13 protein-coding genes and 1 pseudogene are annotated in these 17,939 nt (G+C 35.0%); 12 read left to right on the top strand and 2 right to left on the bottom strand.

From position 1 onward, the window contains the following. The first annotated feature begins 91 nt into the window (after positions 1–91). The 8 genes from HRG09_RS18080 (at position 92) to HRG09_RS18040 (ending at position 10,346) form a co-directional block, all read left to right on the top strand. On the top strand, positions 92–1,438 hold the full coding sequence (locus HRG09_RS18080) for a D-serine ammonia-lyase (protein ID WP_174102271.1): 1,347 nt from the start codon (positions 92–94) through the stop codon (positions 1,436–1,438). A 249-nt stretch (positions 1,439–1,687) separates the two neighbouring features. Then, positions 1,688–2,935 (top strand): DUF445 domain-containing protein, encoded by a 1,248-nt coding sequence (locus tag HRG09_RS18075; RefSeq protein WP_174102270.1) that lies wholly within the window; start codon positions 1,688–1,690, stop codon positions 2,933–2,935. 979 nt (positions 2,936–3,914) lie between these two features. After that, positions 3,915–4,553: a response regulator transcription factor gene (locus HRG09_RS18065; RefSeq protein ID WP_174102269.1), complete on the top strand. Its 639-nt coding sequence runs from the start codon at positions 3,915–3,917 to the stop codon at positions 4,551–4,553. Positions 4,554–4,557: 4 nt separating this feature from the next. Next, complete coding sequence (locus tag HRG09_RS18060) at positions 4,558–5,661, top strand: sensor histidine kinase (protein WP_174102268.1); 1,104 nt, start codon at positions 4,558–4,560, stop codon at positions 5,659–5,661. A 133-nt stretch (positions 5,662–5,794) separates the two neighbouring features. Beyond that, the gene (locus tag HRG09_RS18055; protein ID WP_174102267.1) at positions 5,795–6,733 is read left to right on the top strand and encodes an ABC transporter ATP-binding protein; all 939 of its coding nucleotides are present in this window, start codon (positions 5,795–5,797) and stop codon (positions 6,731–6,733) included. A 35-nt stretch (positions 6,734–6,768) separates the two neighbouring features. Then, positions 6,769–7,878 (top strand): ABC transporter permease, encoded by a 1,110-nt coding sequence (locus HRG09_RS18050; protein WP_174102266.1) that lies wholly within the window; start codon positions 6,769–6,771, stop codon positions 7,876–7,878. A 1-nt stretch (position 7,879) separates the two neighbouring features. Then, on the top strand, positions 7,880–9,025 hold the full coding sequence (locus tag HRG09_RS18045; protein ID WP_174102265.1) for an ABC transporter permease: 1,146 nt from the start codon (positions 7,880–7,882) through the stop codon (positions 9,023–9,025). 109 nt (positions 9,026–9,134) lie between these two features. Continuing rightward, entirely contained in the window at positions 9,135–10,346 is a 1,212-nt protein-coding gene (locus tag HRG09_RS18040) for a phospholipase D-like domain-containing protein (RefSeq protein WP_174102264.1), read from the top strand. Positions 10,347–10,513: 167 nt separating this feature from the next. Here HRG09_RS18040 and HRG09_RS18035 read toward each other — a convergent pair. Further along, positions 10,514–10,935: pseudogene (locus HRG09_RS18035) on the bottom strand (GNAT family N-acetyltransferase). A 350-nt stretch (positions 10,936–11,285) separates the two neighbouring features. Between HRG09_RS18035 and HRG09_RS18030 the strand changes: the two are divergent. After that, positions 11,286–11,954 (top strand): nucleoside/nucleotide kinase family protein, encoded by a 669-nt coding sequence (locus HRG09_RS18030; protein ID WP_174102263.1) that lies wholly within the window; start codon positions 11,286–11,288, stop codon positions 11,952–11,954. A 160-nt stretch (positions 11,955–12,114) separates the two neighbouring features. On the opposite strand, the gene pyrH is transcribed toward HRG09_RS18030, so the two are convergent. Next, entirely contained in the window at positions 12,115–12,858 is a 744-nt protein-coding gene (pyrH, locus tag HRG09_RS18025) for a UMP kinase (protein WP_174102262.1), read from the bottom strand. A 516-nt stretch (positions 12,859–13,374) separates the two neighbouring features. Here pyrH and HRG09_RS18020 point away from each other — a divergent pair. The 3 genes from HRG09_RS18020 to malS are packed head-to-tail and all read left to right on the top strand — an operon-like array spanning position 13,375 to position 17,896. After that, positions 13,375–14,646: a cation:dicarboxylate symporter family transporter gene (locus tag HRG09_RS18020; protein ID WP_174102261.1), complete on the top strand. Its 1,272-nt coding sequence runs from the start codon at positions 13,375–13,377 to the stop codon at positions 14,644–14,646. Between the two features lie 21 nt (positions 14,647–14,667). Continuing rightward, entirely contained in the window at positions 14,668–16,110 is a 1,443-nt protein-coding gene (gene aspA, locus HRG09_RS18015) for an aspartate ammonia-lyase (protein WP_174102260.1), read from the top strand. Positions 16,111–16,162: 52 nt separating this feature from the next. After that, a complete protein-coding gene (malS, locus tag HRG09_RS18010) occupies positions 16,163–17,896 on the top strand; it encodes an oxaloacetate-decarboxylating malate dehydrogenase (protein WP_174102259.1) in 1,734 nt (577 codons plus the stop codon). Positions 17,897–17,939 lie beyond the last annotated feature (43 nt).

The following is a 17,939-nucleotide window of genomic DNA, read 5'->3' as shown; positions in this document are numbered from 1 at the left end:
CGAAAATACGATTTTATGTTAAACTGTATTAAAATTAATTTAATTATAATTTATTATACAGCTGGCTACAAGGACATGAGGAGGAAGAGAAATGAAGGGAATAGAGGAATTGAAAGAACAATATCCACTATTAAACAATCTAATTTCATTAGAAGAAATATTTTGGGTGAATCCGAACGTTGGAAATTTCCAAACAGCGATACAAGCCTCTCCGCTTGCGGAGGATGATGTAAAAGGTGCTGAAGAGAGATTAAAGCGTTTCGCACCATATATTGCAAAAGTATTCCCAGAAACGAAAGGAACGAATGGGATTATAGAATCTCCTTTAGTGAGAATACCTTCTATGAAACATTCTTTGGAGAAAAATTACGGGCAACCTCTATTGGGAGAAATAGTATTAAAATGTGATAGTCACCTTCCGATATCAGGCTCAATCAAGGCTAGAGGTGGCATTTATGAAGTGTTGAAACATGCAGAAGAATTAGCTTTTCAGCACGAAATGTTAACGGAGCAAGATGATTATTCAATTTTAGATAGTGATAGATTTAGAGACTTTTTCGCAGAGTATTCTATTGCGGTAGGATCAACTGGGAATTTAGGGCTTAGTATCGGCATTATGAGTGCTAAGTTAGGCTTTAATGTAACTGTTCACATGTCAGCTGATGCGAAACAATGGAAAAAAGATTTACTAAGAAGTAAAAATGTAACGGTTATTGAATATGAAGCGGATTATAGTAAAGCGGTAGAAGAGGGGAGATTGCAAGCAGAGGCAGACCCTCATTGCTATTTTGTTGATGATGAAAATTCGCATGATTTATTTTTAGGGTACGCGGTGGCAGCATCTCGATTGCAAAAACAGTTAGAAGAGTTAGAAATTGTAGTAGATGAAGAACATCCTTTATTCGTTTACCTTCCGTGCGGGGTAGGTGGTGGACCTGGAGGAGTAGCATTTGGCTTAAAGTTATTGTATAAAGACAATGTTCATTGTTTCTTTGCAGAGCCTGCTCATTCACCATGTATGTTACTTGGTTTAATGACTGGGCTTCATGATAAAATTGCGGTTCAAGATATTGGTATCGATAATGTAACAGATGCGGATGGTCTTGCGGTAGGAAGACCATCTGGATTTGTTGGCAAAACGATGGAACCATTTTTAAGTGGGAGTTACACAGTTAGCGATGAAGAGTTATATAAGTTGTTAAAAGAGCTTGCTGATACAGAAAAAATCTACTTAGAGCCTTCTGCACTAGCAGGGATGATTGGACCGGTTAAATTATGTAAAGAAGAAAAAGAGTATTTGCAAAAGCATCATTTAACAGAAAAAGCAAGAAAAGGTACACACATCGTTTGGGGAACTGGTGGTAGCATGGTTCCTGAAGAAGTGATGATGCAATATTATCAAAAGGGTTCGGATTTAACGTTAGAGGAAAAGAAGTAAAAAAAGATGAGGCTTGGATGGCCTCATCTTTTTTATTTAAATAAAATTACCTCTAAGATTATATGAAAATCAGTTCAATTTACTGTATATCTAATGAGTCATTCTAATAAATACTAAAATTCTTTGTTATTTTTAACTAGGTTCATTATAGTATAGATATAAACTTTTATAAAATAAAAAGAGTTACGAATATGGATTGAATATAATGAAGAAGCTTCATTTTACATAATAAGAGGATGTGTATATACAATGTCATTACAGTCAAAATATTTAGCGGGTATTTCACTTGGGGTGATGGGAGTAGGGTTTGCGGCGACTATACCATTCCAAGGTTCAATGATAGGAGCAATTGTACAGGGTGGATTTGAAGCGGGATTAGTAGGTGGACTGGCTGATTGGTTTGCAGTTACAGCGTTATTTCGCCATCCCATAGGTATTCCAATTCCGCATACAGCACTGCTTCCTAAAAATCGGAAACGTGTTACAAAAGGGCTTATTTCTACACTGGAAAATGAGTGGCTGACGAAAGAAAGCATAACAGGTAAAGTGAAAGAAATGCAGTTGGTGCAAATGGTGTTACAAATCGCTGAAAGAGAGATGCAATCGGATACTGTAAAAAAAGGGATTGTGACAATTGCTGAAAAAGCAATTCTTCAAATGAATACTGAAAAGTTAGCTACTGTAATTGAAAAAGAATTGAAAACGTATTTACATACGATTAATACAGGAAACATACTGCAAGTCCTAATTGATCAATTAGTTGTACAAGAATATGATGAAAAAACACTTGATTATATGTTAGTCAAGGCGAAAGAGTGGACAGCCCAAGAGGAGGCGCGTTATCAGCTTGGGAGCTTGGGAATGAAAGCGATGGAAAATATAAAGGTAGATGGATTTTTGCAGTTTACTCTTAAATCGTTCATGAATATTGTGGATGAAGACAAAATTGGGAGGATTTTACAGAGGTTTGTTATTAGTAACATAAGTAGTTTGCAGGATACTGATAATAGTACAAGACAGCTTATATTAATGAAAATTCGTCAAGAACTTATGAATGTTAAGGAAAATGAAGCAGTATTACGAGAACTAGAAAAGTGGAAAGAAAACTGGATCACAGATTGGAATGCTGCTGAAAAAATAAAAGAATTGTTAGGACAAGCACAAGAAAAGGCAGTTGCTTTTATTAAAAAAGAAGAATTTGCAGATCAATATCTTCTCCCATTTTTAACGAAACAAATGAACAAAGTGAAAGAAGATCCAGTAACAGTTCAAAAAATAGAGGACTGGTTGCAAAAGCAAATTGTTAATCTTGTTGAAAATAATCATTCTAAGATTGGAAAGCTTGTCCAAGAAAATCTTGATAAGTTAGATGATCAAACATTAATCGAAATGATTGAAAATAACGTCGGCAAAGATTTGCAGTGGATTCGAGTGAACGGTGCTGTTTGTGGATTTATGATTGGGTTGGCGTTAGAAGGATTGAAGGCTGTGATATAAGCTGAAGATAGGTTATATTAATTATAAAAAACAAATCAAAAACCTTTTACATGATATAACAAATGTGAAAGGTTTTTGATTATAGATTTTTAATTTTCAAGAACATTAACATTTAAATTATAAGCTTTTTTGATATATAAATGATGAGCACCGTTCCCAATCTTTAATGTATTTTTATACCATTGTCCTTGCTTGTTTGTATCAGGATGTTCTTCTGAAGAATGATTCTCTTTTTTTGTTAATTCTTCTATGCTGTCCCATCCTATAGTGCCTTCAGATTCTTGTTGGCTGGTGAATGCTGATAGTGTTATATCGCTATTTTTCGCAAGGTAGACAGATATGTTTTGACCTTCTTGTACAGACCAATTGCTTTGTAATTGTCCTGGATAAAGAGAGGGTTCTCTCTCTGATTTTCGAATTTCTACGGAAGAACGAGCGTTGCTATCATACTTGATTGTGATGCAAAGAATTTCTGATTAACAGGTAGCTGTTTTAGCGTAATGTACATTGTTTCACCGACTGTTTTCATAGAAAGAAAATCTTCTTGTTTTAATTTGTGTTTTTCGTTTTTATTTATTGTTATATGGTAAGTGTCGAATAAATGCACCTTGTCTATGTTACTACTTTCGATTGTAAGAGGAGTATTATTCGTATCAATAACAAGTTTTTTTATGGAATCGGGGATACTGTGTTGTATATCTGGAATGTCGTTTGCTTGTTCATTTCCTTGTTGTGCTTTTTTATTAATTGTTTTTCTTCAATCGTTCTCTCCCTCCTTTTTGCGTATTCTATTAAATAGACGTATAGGATACTTAGTTACCCTGCACCTATTAAAAAAAAGAATAATATATTTTGTGTGAACAAACCATTTCAAAAATGTAAAAAAATAACTTAGAGCAGTATATAATAAGCAATAGAGAAATGTTACATAGAGAAAGGATGTGAATGTTAGTAGAGGGGAAGGTATCTACTAACAAATATGAAAATAAAAATATTGATAGCCGATGATAACTCGTTTATTAGAGAAGGCATGAAAATTATTTTAAATACATATGAAGAGTTCGAAGTATTAGATACTGTAAATGATGGAAAAGAAGCTGTAGCGTATTGTGAAAAATATGAAGTTGATATTGCGCTTTTAGATGTTCGTATGCCGAACATGAATGGGGTAGAGGCGACGAAGTTAATTTGTGAAGAGACGAAAACGAAACCGCTTATTTTAACGACGTTTGATGATGATGAATATATTTTAGAGGCAGTAAAAAACGGAGCGAAAGGTTATTTATTAAAAAATAGCGATCCGGAGCGTATTCGTGATGCAATAAAAGGGGTATATAACGGACAAACTGTTATGCAAGATGTAGTTCTTGATAAAATTAAGAGTAATTTAATGGAAAGTAAAGAAGAAGAGTCTAAAATAGATAAGAGCCTTTTTACAGAAAGGGAACTTAGTATTATCGCATTAATAGCAAAAGGGTTCTCTAATAAAGAAATTTCGAAGCAACTTTTCATATCAGAAGGAACGATTGCAAATTATATTACCTCTATTTTAGGGAAAACTGGACTTGAACATCGCACGCAAATTGCGATTTATTATTTAACAGGAAAAGTAGATTAATATTATGGAATTTTGGTTAACTGTAAGTAAATTCATTGTCTTTTTATATATTGTGTTTAGTTACATTCACTCAAATGTTACGAACTTACCGTGGGTTATATTTACGTTACTTTTATATCTTTCTGTAAACGTGACGATTGCTATATTAAAGGAAGATCCGTATAAAAAAGCATTAATCTGTGCGTCAATAGGTGTAGTCATACTATTTACATGGAAGGTTCATCCATCTTATATTTTGTTTTTACCTTTGAACTTATACGAAGTCGTAAGTTATTACATAGAAAAGAAGTGGCCAATCTTTTTCATAATGATCCTTCCCATCATTTTTATAGGTGATGATATTCAAATGACATATGGGCTCATTAGCGCATTTTGTTTTCTCGCTTTAACGATAGCAGATCGTTATATAGGTCGCTTACTTAAATTGGAAATGCAAAATGATAAGATGCGAAAAGATATGCAACGGCTCACAAAAAGTTTAAATGAAAATAAAGAGTACATAAGGCAATCAGAATACACATTTAAGTTAGAAGAGAGAAACAGGTTATCACAAGAAATTCATGATAAAATTGGTCACTCGATGACAGGCGCACTGATTCAAATGGAAGCCGCAAAGAGGTTAATGGAAATTGATAAAGTGAAAGCTGCGGAGTTATTGCAAAATGCGATTCATATTTCTAAAGATGGGATTGAAAGTATCAGAATTACCCTTAAAAATATGAAACCACCAACTGAACAAATTGGAATTCATCGTATGAAATTATTCATAGATGAATTTGCGAGTAAGCATGAAATACAAATTCCGTTTGTGTATAAAGGGAATTTAGATACAATTTCTCCAATTCAATGGAAGGTCATTGGAGAAAATGTAACGGAAGCATTAACAAATGCAATGAAATATGCAGAGGCAACCGTTATTTCAATAGATATTCATGTGCTTAACAAGATGGTGAAAGTACAAGTGAAGGATAATGGAAAAGGGGCACCTCGTGTGAAGAAAGGACTTGGGATTATTGGGATGGAGGAAAGGACTGCATCCGTGAATGGAACGGTTATAGTAGATGGAACAAGTGGTTTCTCGGTAACGACGCTATTACCAATTTCCTAAATGAAGATTGTAATGAATGATCTCATATGAAAAAAGTGAATATTCTCATGTGAAAAGAATGAACTTCTGCACTGAGCAGGTTCATTTTTTTTGTTTATAATAACAGCAGAGAAATCGAAATAGGGGTGAAATGATGAATACATTGGAAGTTAAAAATTTAACGAAAAAATTTGGTGACTTCATCGCAGTAGATAATATGTCTTTATCAATTAAAGAAGGAGAAATATTTGGATTCTTAGGATCGAATGGTGCTGGTAAGAGTACAACAATTAATATGATTGCTGGCTTGTTAAGAAGTAATGAAGGTGAAATTAGCATACTAGGAAAAAATATAAAGAAACATAATCGATTTGCGAAAATGAACATCGGCATTGTTCCGCAAGATATAGCAATATACGAGGAGCTAACTGCCTATGAAAATGTGAAATTTTTTGCTGGATTGTACGGACTAAGAGGTGCTGAACTAAAAGCGAGAGTAGAGGAAGCACTTCAATTTGTAGGGCTTAGTGATAAATATAAAAGTTATCCGAAAAACTTTTCTGGCGGGATGAAAAGAAGGCTGAATATCGCTTGTGCAATTGCGCATAGACCGAAGTTAATTATTATGGATGAGCCGACAGTTGGGATTGATCCGCAGTCAAGAAACTACATTCTTCAGTCTGTCCGAAAATTAAATGAGATGGGAAGTACGATTATTTATACGAGTCACTATATGGAAGAAGTAGAGGAGATTTGTACAAAAATTGCGATTGTAGATCACGGTAAAGTGATTGCAGAAGGTACGAAAGAACAGTTAAAAGCAATTATTACTGATACGAAAAATATTTGGATTGAAGTGAAGTCAGTAGAAAATCTAGACGTAGAAAAATTAAAAGAGATAAATGGTGTGAAAGTTGTTCAAATTGAGGAGAACGTAATTAAAGTAAATTCTGATGCAGGATTGAATAATTTAAATAAAATTATTCAACACCTTATTAATCATGACATTGAAATTCGCTCGTTAGAGGAGCAGGCACCTAACTTAGAAACGGTGTTCCTTACATTGACCGGGAGAAATTTACGAGATAAATAAAGTCATATGAAGAAGAGAAAAGGGAGGTTCATCGATTGAATATCTTCAATATTGCAATTATGCACATTAAAAGAGATTTCAGGGACGTAAGAACTTTAGTTATTATGTTAGCATTTCCAATTGTGCTTATGCTTGTGTTAGGTACAGCGTTAAGTAATGCATTTAATAGCGATATTCATTCTATTAAAGATATACAGGTGCTATACAAAGATGAAGCGAGTAGTACATTTTCTCAATCATTTGAAGCGTTTGCGAAAGAAGTAAGTAAATCGGGTATTCACTTTAAGAAAGCTTCCGAAGGTATAGATGGAAAAGCAGAAGTGAAGCAAAATAAATATGCTGCTTATGTGGAATTAAATAAAGATGGTGCGAAATTTTACGGAAGTGACAGAAGTAGTGTCGAGGGAAGTATTATTGAAGGAATGCTGACTACGTTTGTTGATAAGTATAATGTAGCAGTTGAAGTTGCGAAAGTAGACCCTAGTAAGGTTAGCGCAGTTATTTCAAACGGAAATCATAATGATTATATTAAAGAAACGTCTTTACAAGCTGCTAAAAAACCAGGTTCTATGGATTACTATGCGGTTGTAATGACGACCATGATAGCACTGTACGCTGCAATGGGTGCAAGTTATTTAATAAGAGGGGAACGGTTACGTAAAACAGGAGATCGTTTAATTGCGGCACCTATAAGTAAAGCTGAAATTTTCATTGGAAAAATACTCGGTAGTCTTGTAGCGAATGCGCTTTGTCTATTACTCGTTGTTTTATTTAGTAAATTTGTTTTTCAAGCAAATTGGGGTGACCATCTTGGAATCGTATTTCTTATTTTACTAACAGAGGTCTTTCTAGCAATTAGCTTCGGTTTAGGAATCGGGTATATTACAAAAACAGGTGAAGCATCTAAAGCGATTATTATGGTTGTTGTGCAATTAGCTTCTATTTTTGGCGGGGCATATTTTGTAGTTGAAGAAAATGTCGTTACCAATTTATCACCATTAACATGGGCGAACACAGCGATTATGAAAATTATTTATGCGAATGACATAGGAGCCGCACTGCCAGTAATCTCTTTAAATTTTGGAATGTCAGCACTCTTTTTATTAATTGCGGTCATTGCATTACGTAGACGGGAGGGGCTATAGTATGAAAGATATTTTATGGCTCATACAAAAAACATTATCTGTGCTTTTGAAAAATAAAAAAGGACTACTTATTATTATTAGTTTGCCGATAATAGGAACGCTAATCTCCTTTTCGATATATGGAAATGTAGGGCAAGGTACATTAAATATCGGGGTTATAAATAAAGAAAATCAATCTATAGCAAATGATACGGTAAAATTTTTAGAAGGTTTAAATCATGTAAAGATAAGTAAAATTAAGGAGTCTGAAGTGGAAGATAAACTCACTTCAAAAAAACTTGATGGTGTTATTACACTAGAGTCTGGTTTTTCGGAAAGTGTTCGAAAGGGTAAACCGAGCCATATAGAGATTTCATCAATTAAAGGTGATCAAGTAACGGGGTTTATGAAATCGTATTTGTATAATTATATTGATAATATTACTGCAATTAGTAAAGTAGCACAGAATGATCAAAGTATGTTTGATAACCTGTATGCAGGCTATCAAAAAAGTTCATTTAAGCTAAAAGCTGAGACACTTCAAGATACTTCGAAAAATAAAGATATGACGAATCAAACAGTTGGTTTCCTTATTGTGTTTATGTTATTTTCAGCAGTAAATTTATCAGAACTTATTTTGAAAGAAAAAGAGAATAGAACGTATTTTAGATTACTATCAACACCGATAGATGGGAAGAAATTTATATTATCTAATGTCTCAGTGAATATGATGATATTAACGATGCAAATTGTAATTACAATATTATTTATGATGAATGTTTTTCATACGAATATAAATATGCCTTTCATAGTTATGATTGGTGTACTTATGATATTTGCTTTAATCGCAATTGGTTTGTCATTAGTCATTGTGTCTTTTTCGAAAAGTTCAACTGCTGCAAATGCGATGCAAAATATAGTTATAGTACCAACATGCTTGCTCGCTGGATGCTATTTTCCATATGACATCATGCCGAAAGCAGTACAAAAAGTAGCTGATTTCCTCCCGCAGCGATGGTTATTAGATACGATATCAAAATTGCAGCAAGGGACACCGTTTTCTGATTTGTATTTAAACATTTTAATTTTATTCTCTTTTGCGATAGCATTCTTCTTAATTGCGATTTATAAGTTTGGAAGAAATAATAATGCGAGGAATTTTATTTAATAAAAGGGGTGCGGTATAATGCTGCATCCTTTTTTGTAATTGTTCATAAAATATAATTTCTATTGAAATACTATCTGAAGACAATTATTTTGTGCGGAAGGAAAACGAAATGGTGAAAAAGATATTACGTATTATTTTTATTATCGTGAGCATAGTAATTTTTCTCTGTACTTGGATGCATATTGATGTAACTCTGGGGAGAAAAATAGAGGCTGAGAAAAATCAACCGAAAGAGTATGCTCCTCATTATAGTGATTTTCAGTTGTATGTAGATGGAAAACCGTTATATAAGCAGCTGTTTTCTGATATAAAAGAGGCGAAACATTCTATTTTTACATTTTTCTATATTATTTCTGATGATGAAAGCAGTCATTCATTTTTAAACTTGTTGAAAGAAAAAGCAGAGGAAGGAGTTGAGGTATATTTATCGGTCGATTGGATTAATGATTTATCATTCCAAAGAAAGCTTACGAAGGAATTGAAAGCGAGTGGTATCCATTTTACATATAGTAGAAAGCCGGATTTTCCATTCTTTTTCTATTCACTACACCATCGCAATCACCGCCGTATTACAACGATAGATGGGAAAATAGGATATAGTGGTGGATTTAACATTGGTAATGAATACCTAGGGAAGGACAAGCGCTTTGGCTATTGGCGAGATTATCATGTGCGCTTGGAAGGAGAAGGAGTGAATGATTTAGAAAAGCAGTTTGCGTTAGATTGGAAACGAGATACTTCAGAAGAAATTACGAGAACAGCTCCACCTAACATCAAAGGAAAAACGCTACATACGATGTCTAGTTATAATGGACATAAAGTTGTTGCGAAGTATATGGAATTAATAAAACAAGCGAAGGATTCTATCATAATTGCTACATCTTATTTTATACCGAGAGATAAAGAACTTATGAATGCTTTAATTCAGGCAAGAAAACGTGGTGTCTCGGTAAAGGTACTTTGGTCTTATAAACCGGATATCCCGCTTATAAAAGAAGCAGCGTATCCATATATTCGTCAGTCATTGCAGAATGGGATGGTTGTACATGGTTATAAAAAAGGAATGTTTCATGGGAAATTAATGTTTATTGATAATGAAACAATAGTTATAGGAACAACGAATTTTACTTCACGTAGTTTTCATATTAATGATGAAATGGATTTCTATATATATGGTGGTCCAATGGTTCAACAAGTGAATCATGCGTTAGAGCAGGATTTTCAAGATTCGAAAGAAATCACTTCATCCTTTTTTGAAAAGTTATCATTTTTAGAGAAGTGTAAAGAAAAAATAGCAGGGCTGTTTAATTACTATTTATAATAAAAATGGATGGGGAATTAATGTGTAAATTTTTTATTGTTAGTATGAAATTCAAAATAGTAAATGAAATAATACCGTAATTCTTAGTAGAAATAACGAAGGAATTAGCATTCAAAAACGCTCAGAGAATAAACTCAGAGCGTTTTATTTCCAATTCAAATGACCATCTATAAGTCTTTTTTTAAATAGTAATGCTGAAAGTCTCTACCGACATGATCAAGGACACCAAACACTTGATAACCGTGCTTTTTATAAAAATCTAATGCTTGAAAACTTAAAGTATCTACTTTTATGAAATCACAATTCTTTTCTAAAGCTATTTGCTCGATTTCTAATAAAAGTTTAGTTCCATAACCTAGTTTGCGTATGTCTTCATCAAGTATAAAAGTATGAATCTCTAACCAATTCCAGCAAATTTCACCTAATATTCCCCCGCGAACCTTGCGTCTTCATCCTTAAGGAATAACTGAATCTCCTGATATCTACCCCTTAAATCTGTTGGGAAATGCTTTACATTATATTCATAAAGTTTATTATTAATGTTTTTTTTATTAGTGGTATTTAATTCTTTTGTAATATGTAAATCCATGCCTTTTCTCCTCCTGCAATTTTTGTGAAATGATGAATTTGAAACAAATTTCTCCTTTGAATAAGCATCATCATCTCAATATATTTATTCTAACGAAAAGTTTTTAATATTCTGTTTTTATTTTCTGATATTCAAAAATAATAATTCGATCTAACCTCCGATTTAGGCATATAATATCTATTATTAGCTTATGGAAAGTAATGCTAGTTCGAGTTTTATTGTAACTGTTCAAACCATATAACATTTAAAAAGCGAAAATAAATTCTATAATATTTCACACTCGGAACCGTATTTTTCCATTAAAATATTCTTTGAAGGATAAATATAGATGTTTGAAGGAGGATTGGCATTTGAATCGTCAAATTGCTATTCGTGAGATTGTAGAGCGCATACTCATGTTTAAACTAGATCATCCATTAAGAGTCGGTGTTAGCGGTATAACAGCATCTGGGAAAACAACATTTGCAAATGAGTTACAAAAAGAAATTCATTTGCAAGGAAGAAAAGTCGTTCGGGCGAGTATAGATCATTTTCACAATCCAAGGACAATTAGATATTCACAAGGAAAAGAATCAGCTAAAGGATATTATGAAGATGCTCATGATTATAAATCATTTACTGAGCGATTATTGATTCCGTTAGGGCCTGATGGAGATATGCGGTACGTGATGAAATCACATGATTTAGAAACGGATATGTATATGAAAACAGAGCCCATGCTCGCTTCAAAAGATATGATATTTATAATAGATGGTACTTTTTTATTAAAAAAAGAGCTTCAACATTTATTCGATTATAAAATATTTGTAGAAACAGATTTTGAAATCGCGAGAGAACGTGGTTCGAGTCGAGAAGCGAGAGCCTTTGGGAATAAGGAGAAGGCAGAGGAAATGTTTTTACAAAGATATCATGCGGCTTGTCATATGTATAGGGAAGAACACGCGCCAAAGCAATGTGCAGATGTAGTTTTTCTGAATAATGATATTGAAGCTCCAAGGGTTGTATTTCAGAATTTGTGATTTTAGCAATAGTATTGGTAGTAGTTAACATAAGAGTATTTCATGAATTGTGGATAATGGGGGCGTTATTCGTTATGATACTACTTTTTAGAAAGTGTATAGGTGTGCTGAAATATCACACCTATAACACAGTATTGCATTCGAGTTATTCTTGAAAAAATTACTTTTCTTCTACGAGTTCTGTTAACTCATGATTAATTAACGTGCCAATATGCTCACCTAAACATATTTTTTTCATAACTCCTGGTTCATCGAAGTTAAAAACATGTGCTGGTAAATGATAGTCACGAGCAAGTAATAAGGCTGATTGGTCCATCACTTTAATGTTGTTCCGAACAACATCGTTATAATTTAAATGACGATACATCTTTGCTGACTTATTTCGTTTTGGGTCACTTGTGAAGACGCCATCTACACCTTGTTTTGCGACTAAAATCGCATCGCTATTCATTTCAATTGCGCGCTGGACGCTCGGGTAATCCGTAGTAACGAACGGTTGCCCGTTACCGCCGCCAAAGATGACGATATATCCTTTTTCTAAATGGTGAACGGCCCGTAAACGAATATAGGGCTCTGCCACCGCTGTAAACGGAATAGATGTCATAACGCGCACTTCTTTATCTGTCTTGCTTGTGAGTACGCCGCGTAGCATTAAGCTATTCATAATTGTACCTAATGTGCCTATATTGTCTGCTTCTACGCGGTCAATTCCCCATTCCTCAGCTAAATTGCCTCTGAATATGTTACCCCCGCCAACGACAAGAGAAACTTCAATACCTAAATCGACAATTGATAAAATCTCAGTTGCGATATGTTCTAAACGTTTGGAACCGAAACTATTTCCATCTTGATCAGCGAGAGCGCCGCCGCTGAGTTTAATTAAAACGCGATTGTATGGCCTCATTATCATCACTCCTTATTTAAAGCAAAGCATTTTTCAGTGGAGTCCGTAACTATCACTGAGAATTAGTCTTCATCATATAGGGTTCTTATAGGCAGTTTATTCCTGATCTAATTGCTTTGCTCATGTAAAAAATTTCTACATGCTAGTAGCATATTAAGTTCAATAAAAAAGGAGCAGAGGCGAATGCCTTTGCTCCTTTACGAGAAAGTGAAATAGAAAAGGAAGAGTTATAATGAAATCTTTCTTAAGTTTCTTCATAACATTCACTCCTTTTCATCTTATTTATGTTCGAATAAACTTATCTTTTAGATTATACGAAGAAGTCAGATATTTTATCGATGTTATTTTCACTTTTTTATCGCCAAAGGATGTCAATGAATAATTAAAGAAAAAAATTCGAATTTTTTGTGACGAAGTTGTAGGTTTTCGTCTGATTTTGTAGGTTTGCTTATATCATGTGAATGAGCTTTTATTATTATAAATTGAAAGCGTTCGCATGAAGGGGATGAAAAACATATGAAAAAATTCGGATTGGCGACACAAATATTTGTCGCACTCGTGTTAGGGATTGTGGTAGGGGCAATCTTTTATGGCAATAAAACAGCGATTTCTTATATCACACCAATTGGGGATATATTTATTCATTTAATTAAAATGATTGTTGTGCCGATTGTTATTTCAGCATTGGTTGTTGCGGTAGCTGGTGTAGGGGATATGAAGAAGCTAGGAAAACTAGGTGGTAAAACAATTCTTTACTTTGAAATTATCACGACAATTGCGATTTTAATGGGATTAATCGCGGCGAACTTGTTCCAACCGGGAACAGGTGTTGACATGAATAGCTTACAGCAAAGTGACATTTCATCATATAAGGAAACAGCTGATGCAACAGAGAAAAAAGGCTTTGCGGAAACCATTGTTCATATTGTACCGACAAACGTATTTGAATCACTGGCACAAGGTGATTTATTACCAATCATTTTCTTCTCGGTGTTATTTGGTTTAGGAGTTGCAGCAATTGGTGAGAAAGGAAAGCCAGTTTTTAATTTCTTTGAAGGTGTACTCGAAGCAATGTTTTGGGTCACAAACCAAGTTATGAAATTTGCTCCGTTTGGCGTATTTGCACTAATCGCTGTCACGGTTGCAAAATTTGGTGTGGCAACACTACTTCCTTTAGGAAAGTTAGTGCTAGCTGTGTATGTAACTGTTATACTATTTGTTATTGTTGTATTAGGGATTAATGCACGTATGGTAGGTGTAAATATTTTCACCTTAATGAAAATTTTAAAAGAAGAACTTATCCTTTCGTTTACAACAGCAAGTTCAGAAGCTGTTTTACCTAATATAATGAGAAAAATGGAAGAGTTTGGTTGTCCGAAGGCAGTTGCATCTTTCGTTATTCCAACGGGCTATACGTTTAACTTAACAGGATCGGCTATTTATCAGGCGTTAGCAGCATTATTCGTCGCGCAAATGTATGGTGTACACATGTCGTTAACGGAGCAAGTAACATTATTATTCGTTTTAATGTTAACGTCAAAAGGTATGGCAGGGGTTCCCGGTGCCTCATTTGTTGTAGTATTAGCAACATTAGGTTCAATGGGATTGCCATTAGAAGGTATAGCGTTAATAGCTGGTATTGACCGCATTTTAGATATGATTCGTTCGTCTGTTAATGTGCTGGGAAATGCATTAGCAGCCATTGTTATGTCGAAATGGGAAGGCGAATTTGATCATGATAAAGCAAAACAATATGTAGAAACTGTCAAGCAAACAGAAGCGGCATAAGAAAATAGATAAGGAGTGGTAATGTTGGCAACATTAACTGAAACTACCAAAAATGTACGAATTGAAAAAGATTTTTTAGGTGAAAAAGAAGTACCAATGCATGCTTATTATGGGGTTCAAACAATGCGTGCTGTAGAAAACTTCCCAATTACAGGCTATAAAATTCATGATGGTCTAATTAAAGCGTTTGCGATTGTGAAAAAAGCAGCGGCACTTGCGAACGTAGATGTAGGAAGATTGGAACTAAAAAAAGGCGGTGCTATTGCCGAAGCTGCACAAGAAATTCTTGAAGGGAAATGGCATGATCACTTCATCGTTGATCCAATTCAAGGCGGCGCAGGAACTTCTATGAATATGAATGCAAATGAAGTCATTGCCAATCGTGCTCTTGAATTATTAGAGATGGAAAAGGGAGACTATCACTATATTAGTCCAAATAGCCACGTAAATATGGCGCAATCAACAAATGATGCATTTCCAACAGCAATTCACATTGCGACATTAAATGCACTAGAAGTATTATTGCAAACAATGGGCTATATGCAAGATGTATTTGAATTAAAAGCAGAGCAATTTGATCATGTGATTAAAATGGGACGTACACATTTACAAGACGCTGTGCCAATTCGTCTTGGGCAAGAATTTAAAGCGTACGCTCGTGTACTTGAACGCGATATAAAACGAATTAAGCAATCTCGTCAACATTTATATGAAGTGAACATGGGGGCGACAGCAGTTGGTACAGGATTAAATGCAGATCCAGAGTACATTGAAGCAGTAGTGAAACATTTAGCTTCAATTAGTGAGTTACCTCTTGTTGGAGCGGAAGATTTAGTAGATGCAACGCAAAATACGGATGCGTATACGGAAGTATCAGCAGCGCTGAAAGTATGTATGATGAACATGTCTAAAATTGCAAATGACCTTCGTTTAATGGCGTCAGGTCCGCGTGTTGGATTAGCAGAAATTATGCTTCCAGCTCGTCAACCAGGTTCATCTATTATGCCAGGGAAAGTAAACCCTGTTATGCCAGAAGTGATTAACCAGATTGCGTTCCAAGTAATCGGAAATGATCATACGATTTGTCTTGCTTCAGAAGCTGGTCAATTAGAACTAAATGTTATGGAGCCGGTACTTGTCTTTAACTTACTTCAATCCATTAGCATTATGAATAACGGTTTCCGTGCCTTTACAGATAATTGTCTAAAAGGAATTGAAGCGAATGAAGGACACTTGAAAGAATATGTTGAGAAAAGTGTAGGAATTATTACAGCTGTGAATCCTCATATTGGTTATGAAGCAGCAGCTCGCGTTGCAAAAGAAGCAATTGCAACTGGACAATCTGTTAGAGAACTTTGTGTGAAAAATGGTGTATTATCACAAGAAGAATTAGATTTAATTTTAGATCCATATGAAATGACACATCCGGGGATTGCGGGAGCAACTCTTCTAAAGAAAAATTAAAAGAAGAGGGGACATTCCCCTCTTTTTTGTTTACAATATAGAAATGGTATATATGAATAAAGGTAGGGATGGTATGAGTAAATTTACAGTTTCTTCTAATGGTGCGTTAGAAACAACATTAAGAGGAGTAGAAGTATTAGCAACGCCACTTTTAAATAAAGGTGTCGCTTTCACGAAAGAAGAAAGAGAAGAGTTAGGACTGAAAGGGTTATTACCGCCAGCGGTATTAACATTAGATGAACAAGCACGCCGTGCATACGAACAATTTTGTTCGCAGCCGGATGATTTATTAAAGAATGTATACTTAACAGCGCTACATGATCGTAACGAAGTGTTATTTTATCGTTTGCTTACAGATCATTTACGAGAAATGCTTCCAATTGTGTATACGCCAACTGTTGGTGTAGCGATTCAAAGGTATAGTCATGAGTATCGTAAACCGCGTGGAGTTTATTTATCCATTAATGATCCTTCTGGTATAGAAGAAGCGTTTTCTAACATTGGTGCAACGGCTGACAATGTAGATTTAGTCGTTGTAACAGATGGTGAAGGAATATTAGGAATTGGTGACTGGGGCGTTGGTGGTATTAATATCGCTATTGGAAAGTTAGCTGTTTATACGGCAGCAGTTGGAATCGATCCTAGTCGTGTATTACCTGTAATTTTAGATGTAGGAACAAACCGAGAGGATTTATTAAATAACCCGTTTTATATCGGAAATCGCCATCCACGTATAACAGGTGAAGCCTATGATACGTTTATTGATACATTCGTAAAAGCAGTGTGTAATAAGTTTCCGAAAGCACTATTACATTGGGAAGACTTTAGTTCACGTAATGCACGTAGAATTTTAGATAAATATCGTAATGATGTATGTACATTTAATGATGACATTCAAGGAACGGGTGCCGTTTCACTTGCTGCTGTATTATCAGCAGTGAAAGCTTCTAATGTTCCTTTATGTGAGCACCGCGTTGTTGTATTTGGTGCTGGAACAGCCGGAATTGGAATTGCAGATCAGGTGCGAGATGCGATGGTTCGTGCGGGCTTGTCAGAGAAAGAAGCAAACGAGCGATTTTGGTGTATTGACCGCAATGGTTTACTTACAGATAGCATGAAGGATCTTCTTGATTTCCAGGTGCCATACGCACGTAAGGAACCTGAAGTAAACGAATGGAAGCAAGGGGACATGATTGGGCTTGCAGAAGTTGTGAAACATGTAAGACCAACAATTTTAATTGGTACATCAACAGTTGCTGGTGCCTTTACAGAGGAAATTGTAAAGGAAATGGCTTCTCATGTAGAAAGACCAATTATTTTACCAATGTCTAATCCAACGCCACTTGCAGAAGCAAAACCAGTAGATTTAATTCATTGGACAGAAGGAAGAGCATTAGTGGCAACAGGAAGTCCGTTTGAACCAGTTACATATAATGGTGTAACGTATGTGATCGGACAATCCAATAATGCGCTTATTTTCCCAGGTCTTGGGCTTGGAACAATAGTTGTTCGTGCAAGTGTAATGACAGATGGTATGTTTGCGGCGGCAGCAGAAGCAGTGGCAAGTATGGTAGATACAAGTCAGCCAGGAGCACCTATTCTTCCAGAAGTAGAAGAACTGCGTAACATCTCAGAGATAGTAGCGATTGAAGTAGCAAAAGCAGCAGTTGCTGAAGGAGTTGCTCGTGAGGAGCTCAGTGATAACGATATCAGAAAAGCTGTGAAAGAAGCAATGTGGCAGCCTGAATATCGTCAAGTAAAAGCAGTAGAAAAGGTAACAATATAGAAATAAAGCCCGTTTATATCATAAGCGGGCTTTCCTTTTTCAA

This window comes from Bacillus sp. Xin1 (genome assembly GCF_013314535.1).
GTDB lineage: Bacteria > Bacillota > Bacilli > Bacillales > Bacillaceae_G > Bacillus_A.
This window is presented reverse-complemented; position numbering and strand designations above follow the sequence as displayed.

Coding starts and splice junctions, on each gene's coding strand:
- pyrH (WP_174102262.1), bottom strand. CDS start 12,858: ATGAGGCCATACAATCGCGTTTTAATTAAACTCAGCGGCGGCGCTCTC.
- HRG09_RS18040 (WP_174102264.1), top strand. CDS start 9,135: ATGGTGAAAAAGATATTACGTATTATTTTTATTATCGTGAGCATAGTA.
- HRG09_RS18080 (WP_174102271.1), top strand. CDS start 92: ATGAAGGGAATAGAGGAATTGAAAGAACAATATCCACTATTAAACAAT.
- HRG09_RS18055 (WP_174102267.1), top strand. CDS start 5,795: ATGAATACATTGGAAGTTAAAAATTTAACGAAAAAATTTGGTGACTTC.
- HRG09_RS18060 (WP_174102268.1), top strand. CDS start 4,558: ATGGAATTTTGGTTAACTGTAAGTAAATTCATTGTCTTTTTATATATT.
- HRG09_RS18045 (WP_174102265.1), top strand. CDS start 7,880: ATGAAAGATATTTTATGGCTCATACAAAAAACATTATCTGTGCTTTTG.
- HRG09_RS18065 (WP_174102269.1), top strand. CDS start 3,915: ATGAAAATAAAAATATTGATAGCCGATGATAACTCGTTTATTAGAGAA.
- HRG09_RS18020 (WP_174102261.1), top strand. CDS start 13,375: ATGAAAAAATTCGGATTGGCGACACAAATATTTGTCGCACTCGTGTTA.
- malS (WP_174102259.1), top strand. CDS start 16,163: ATGAATAAAGGTAGGGATGGTATGAGTAAATTTACAGTTTCTTCTAAT.
- HRG09_RS18075 (WP_174102270.1), top strand. CDS start 1,688: ATGTCATTACAGTCAAAATATTTAGCGGGTATTTCACTTGGGGTGATG.
- aspA (WP_174102260.1), top strand. CDS start 14,668: ATGTTGGCAACATTAACTGAAACTACCAAAAATGTACGAATTGAAAAA.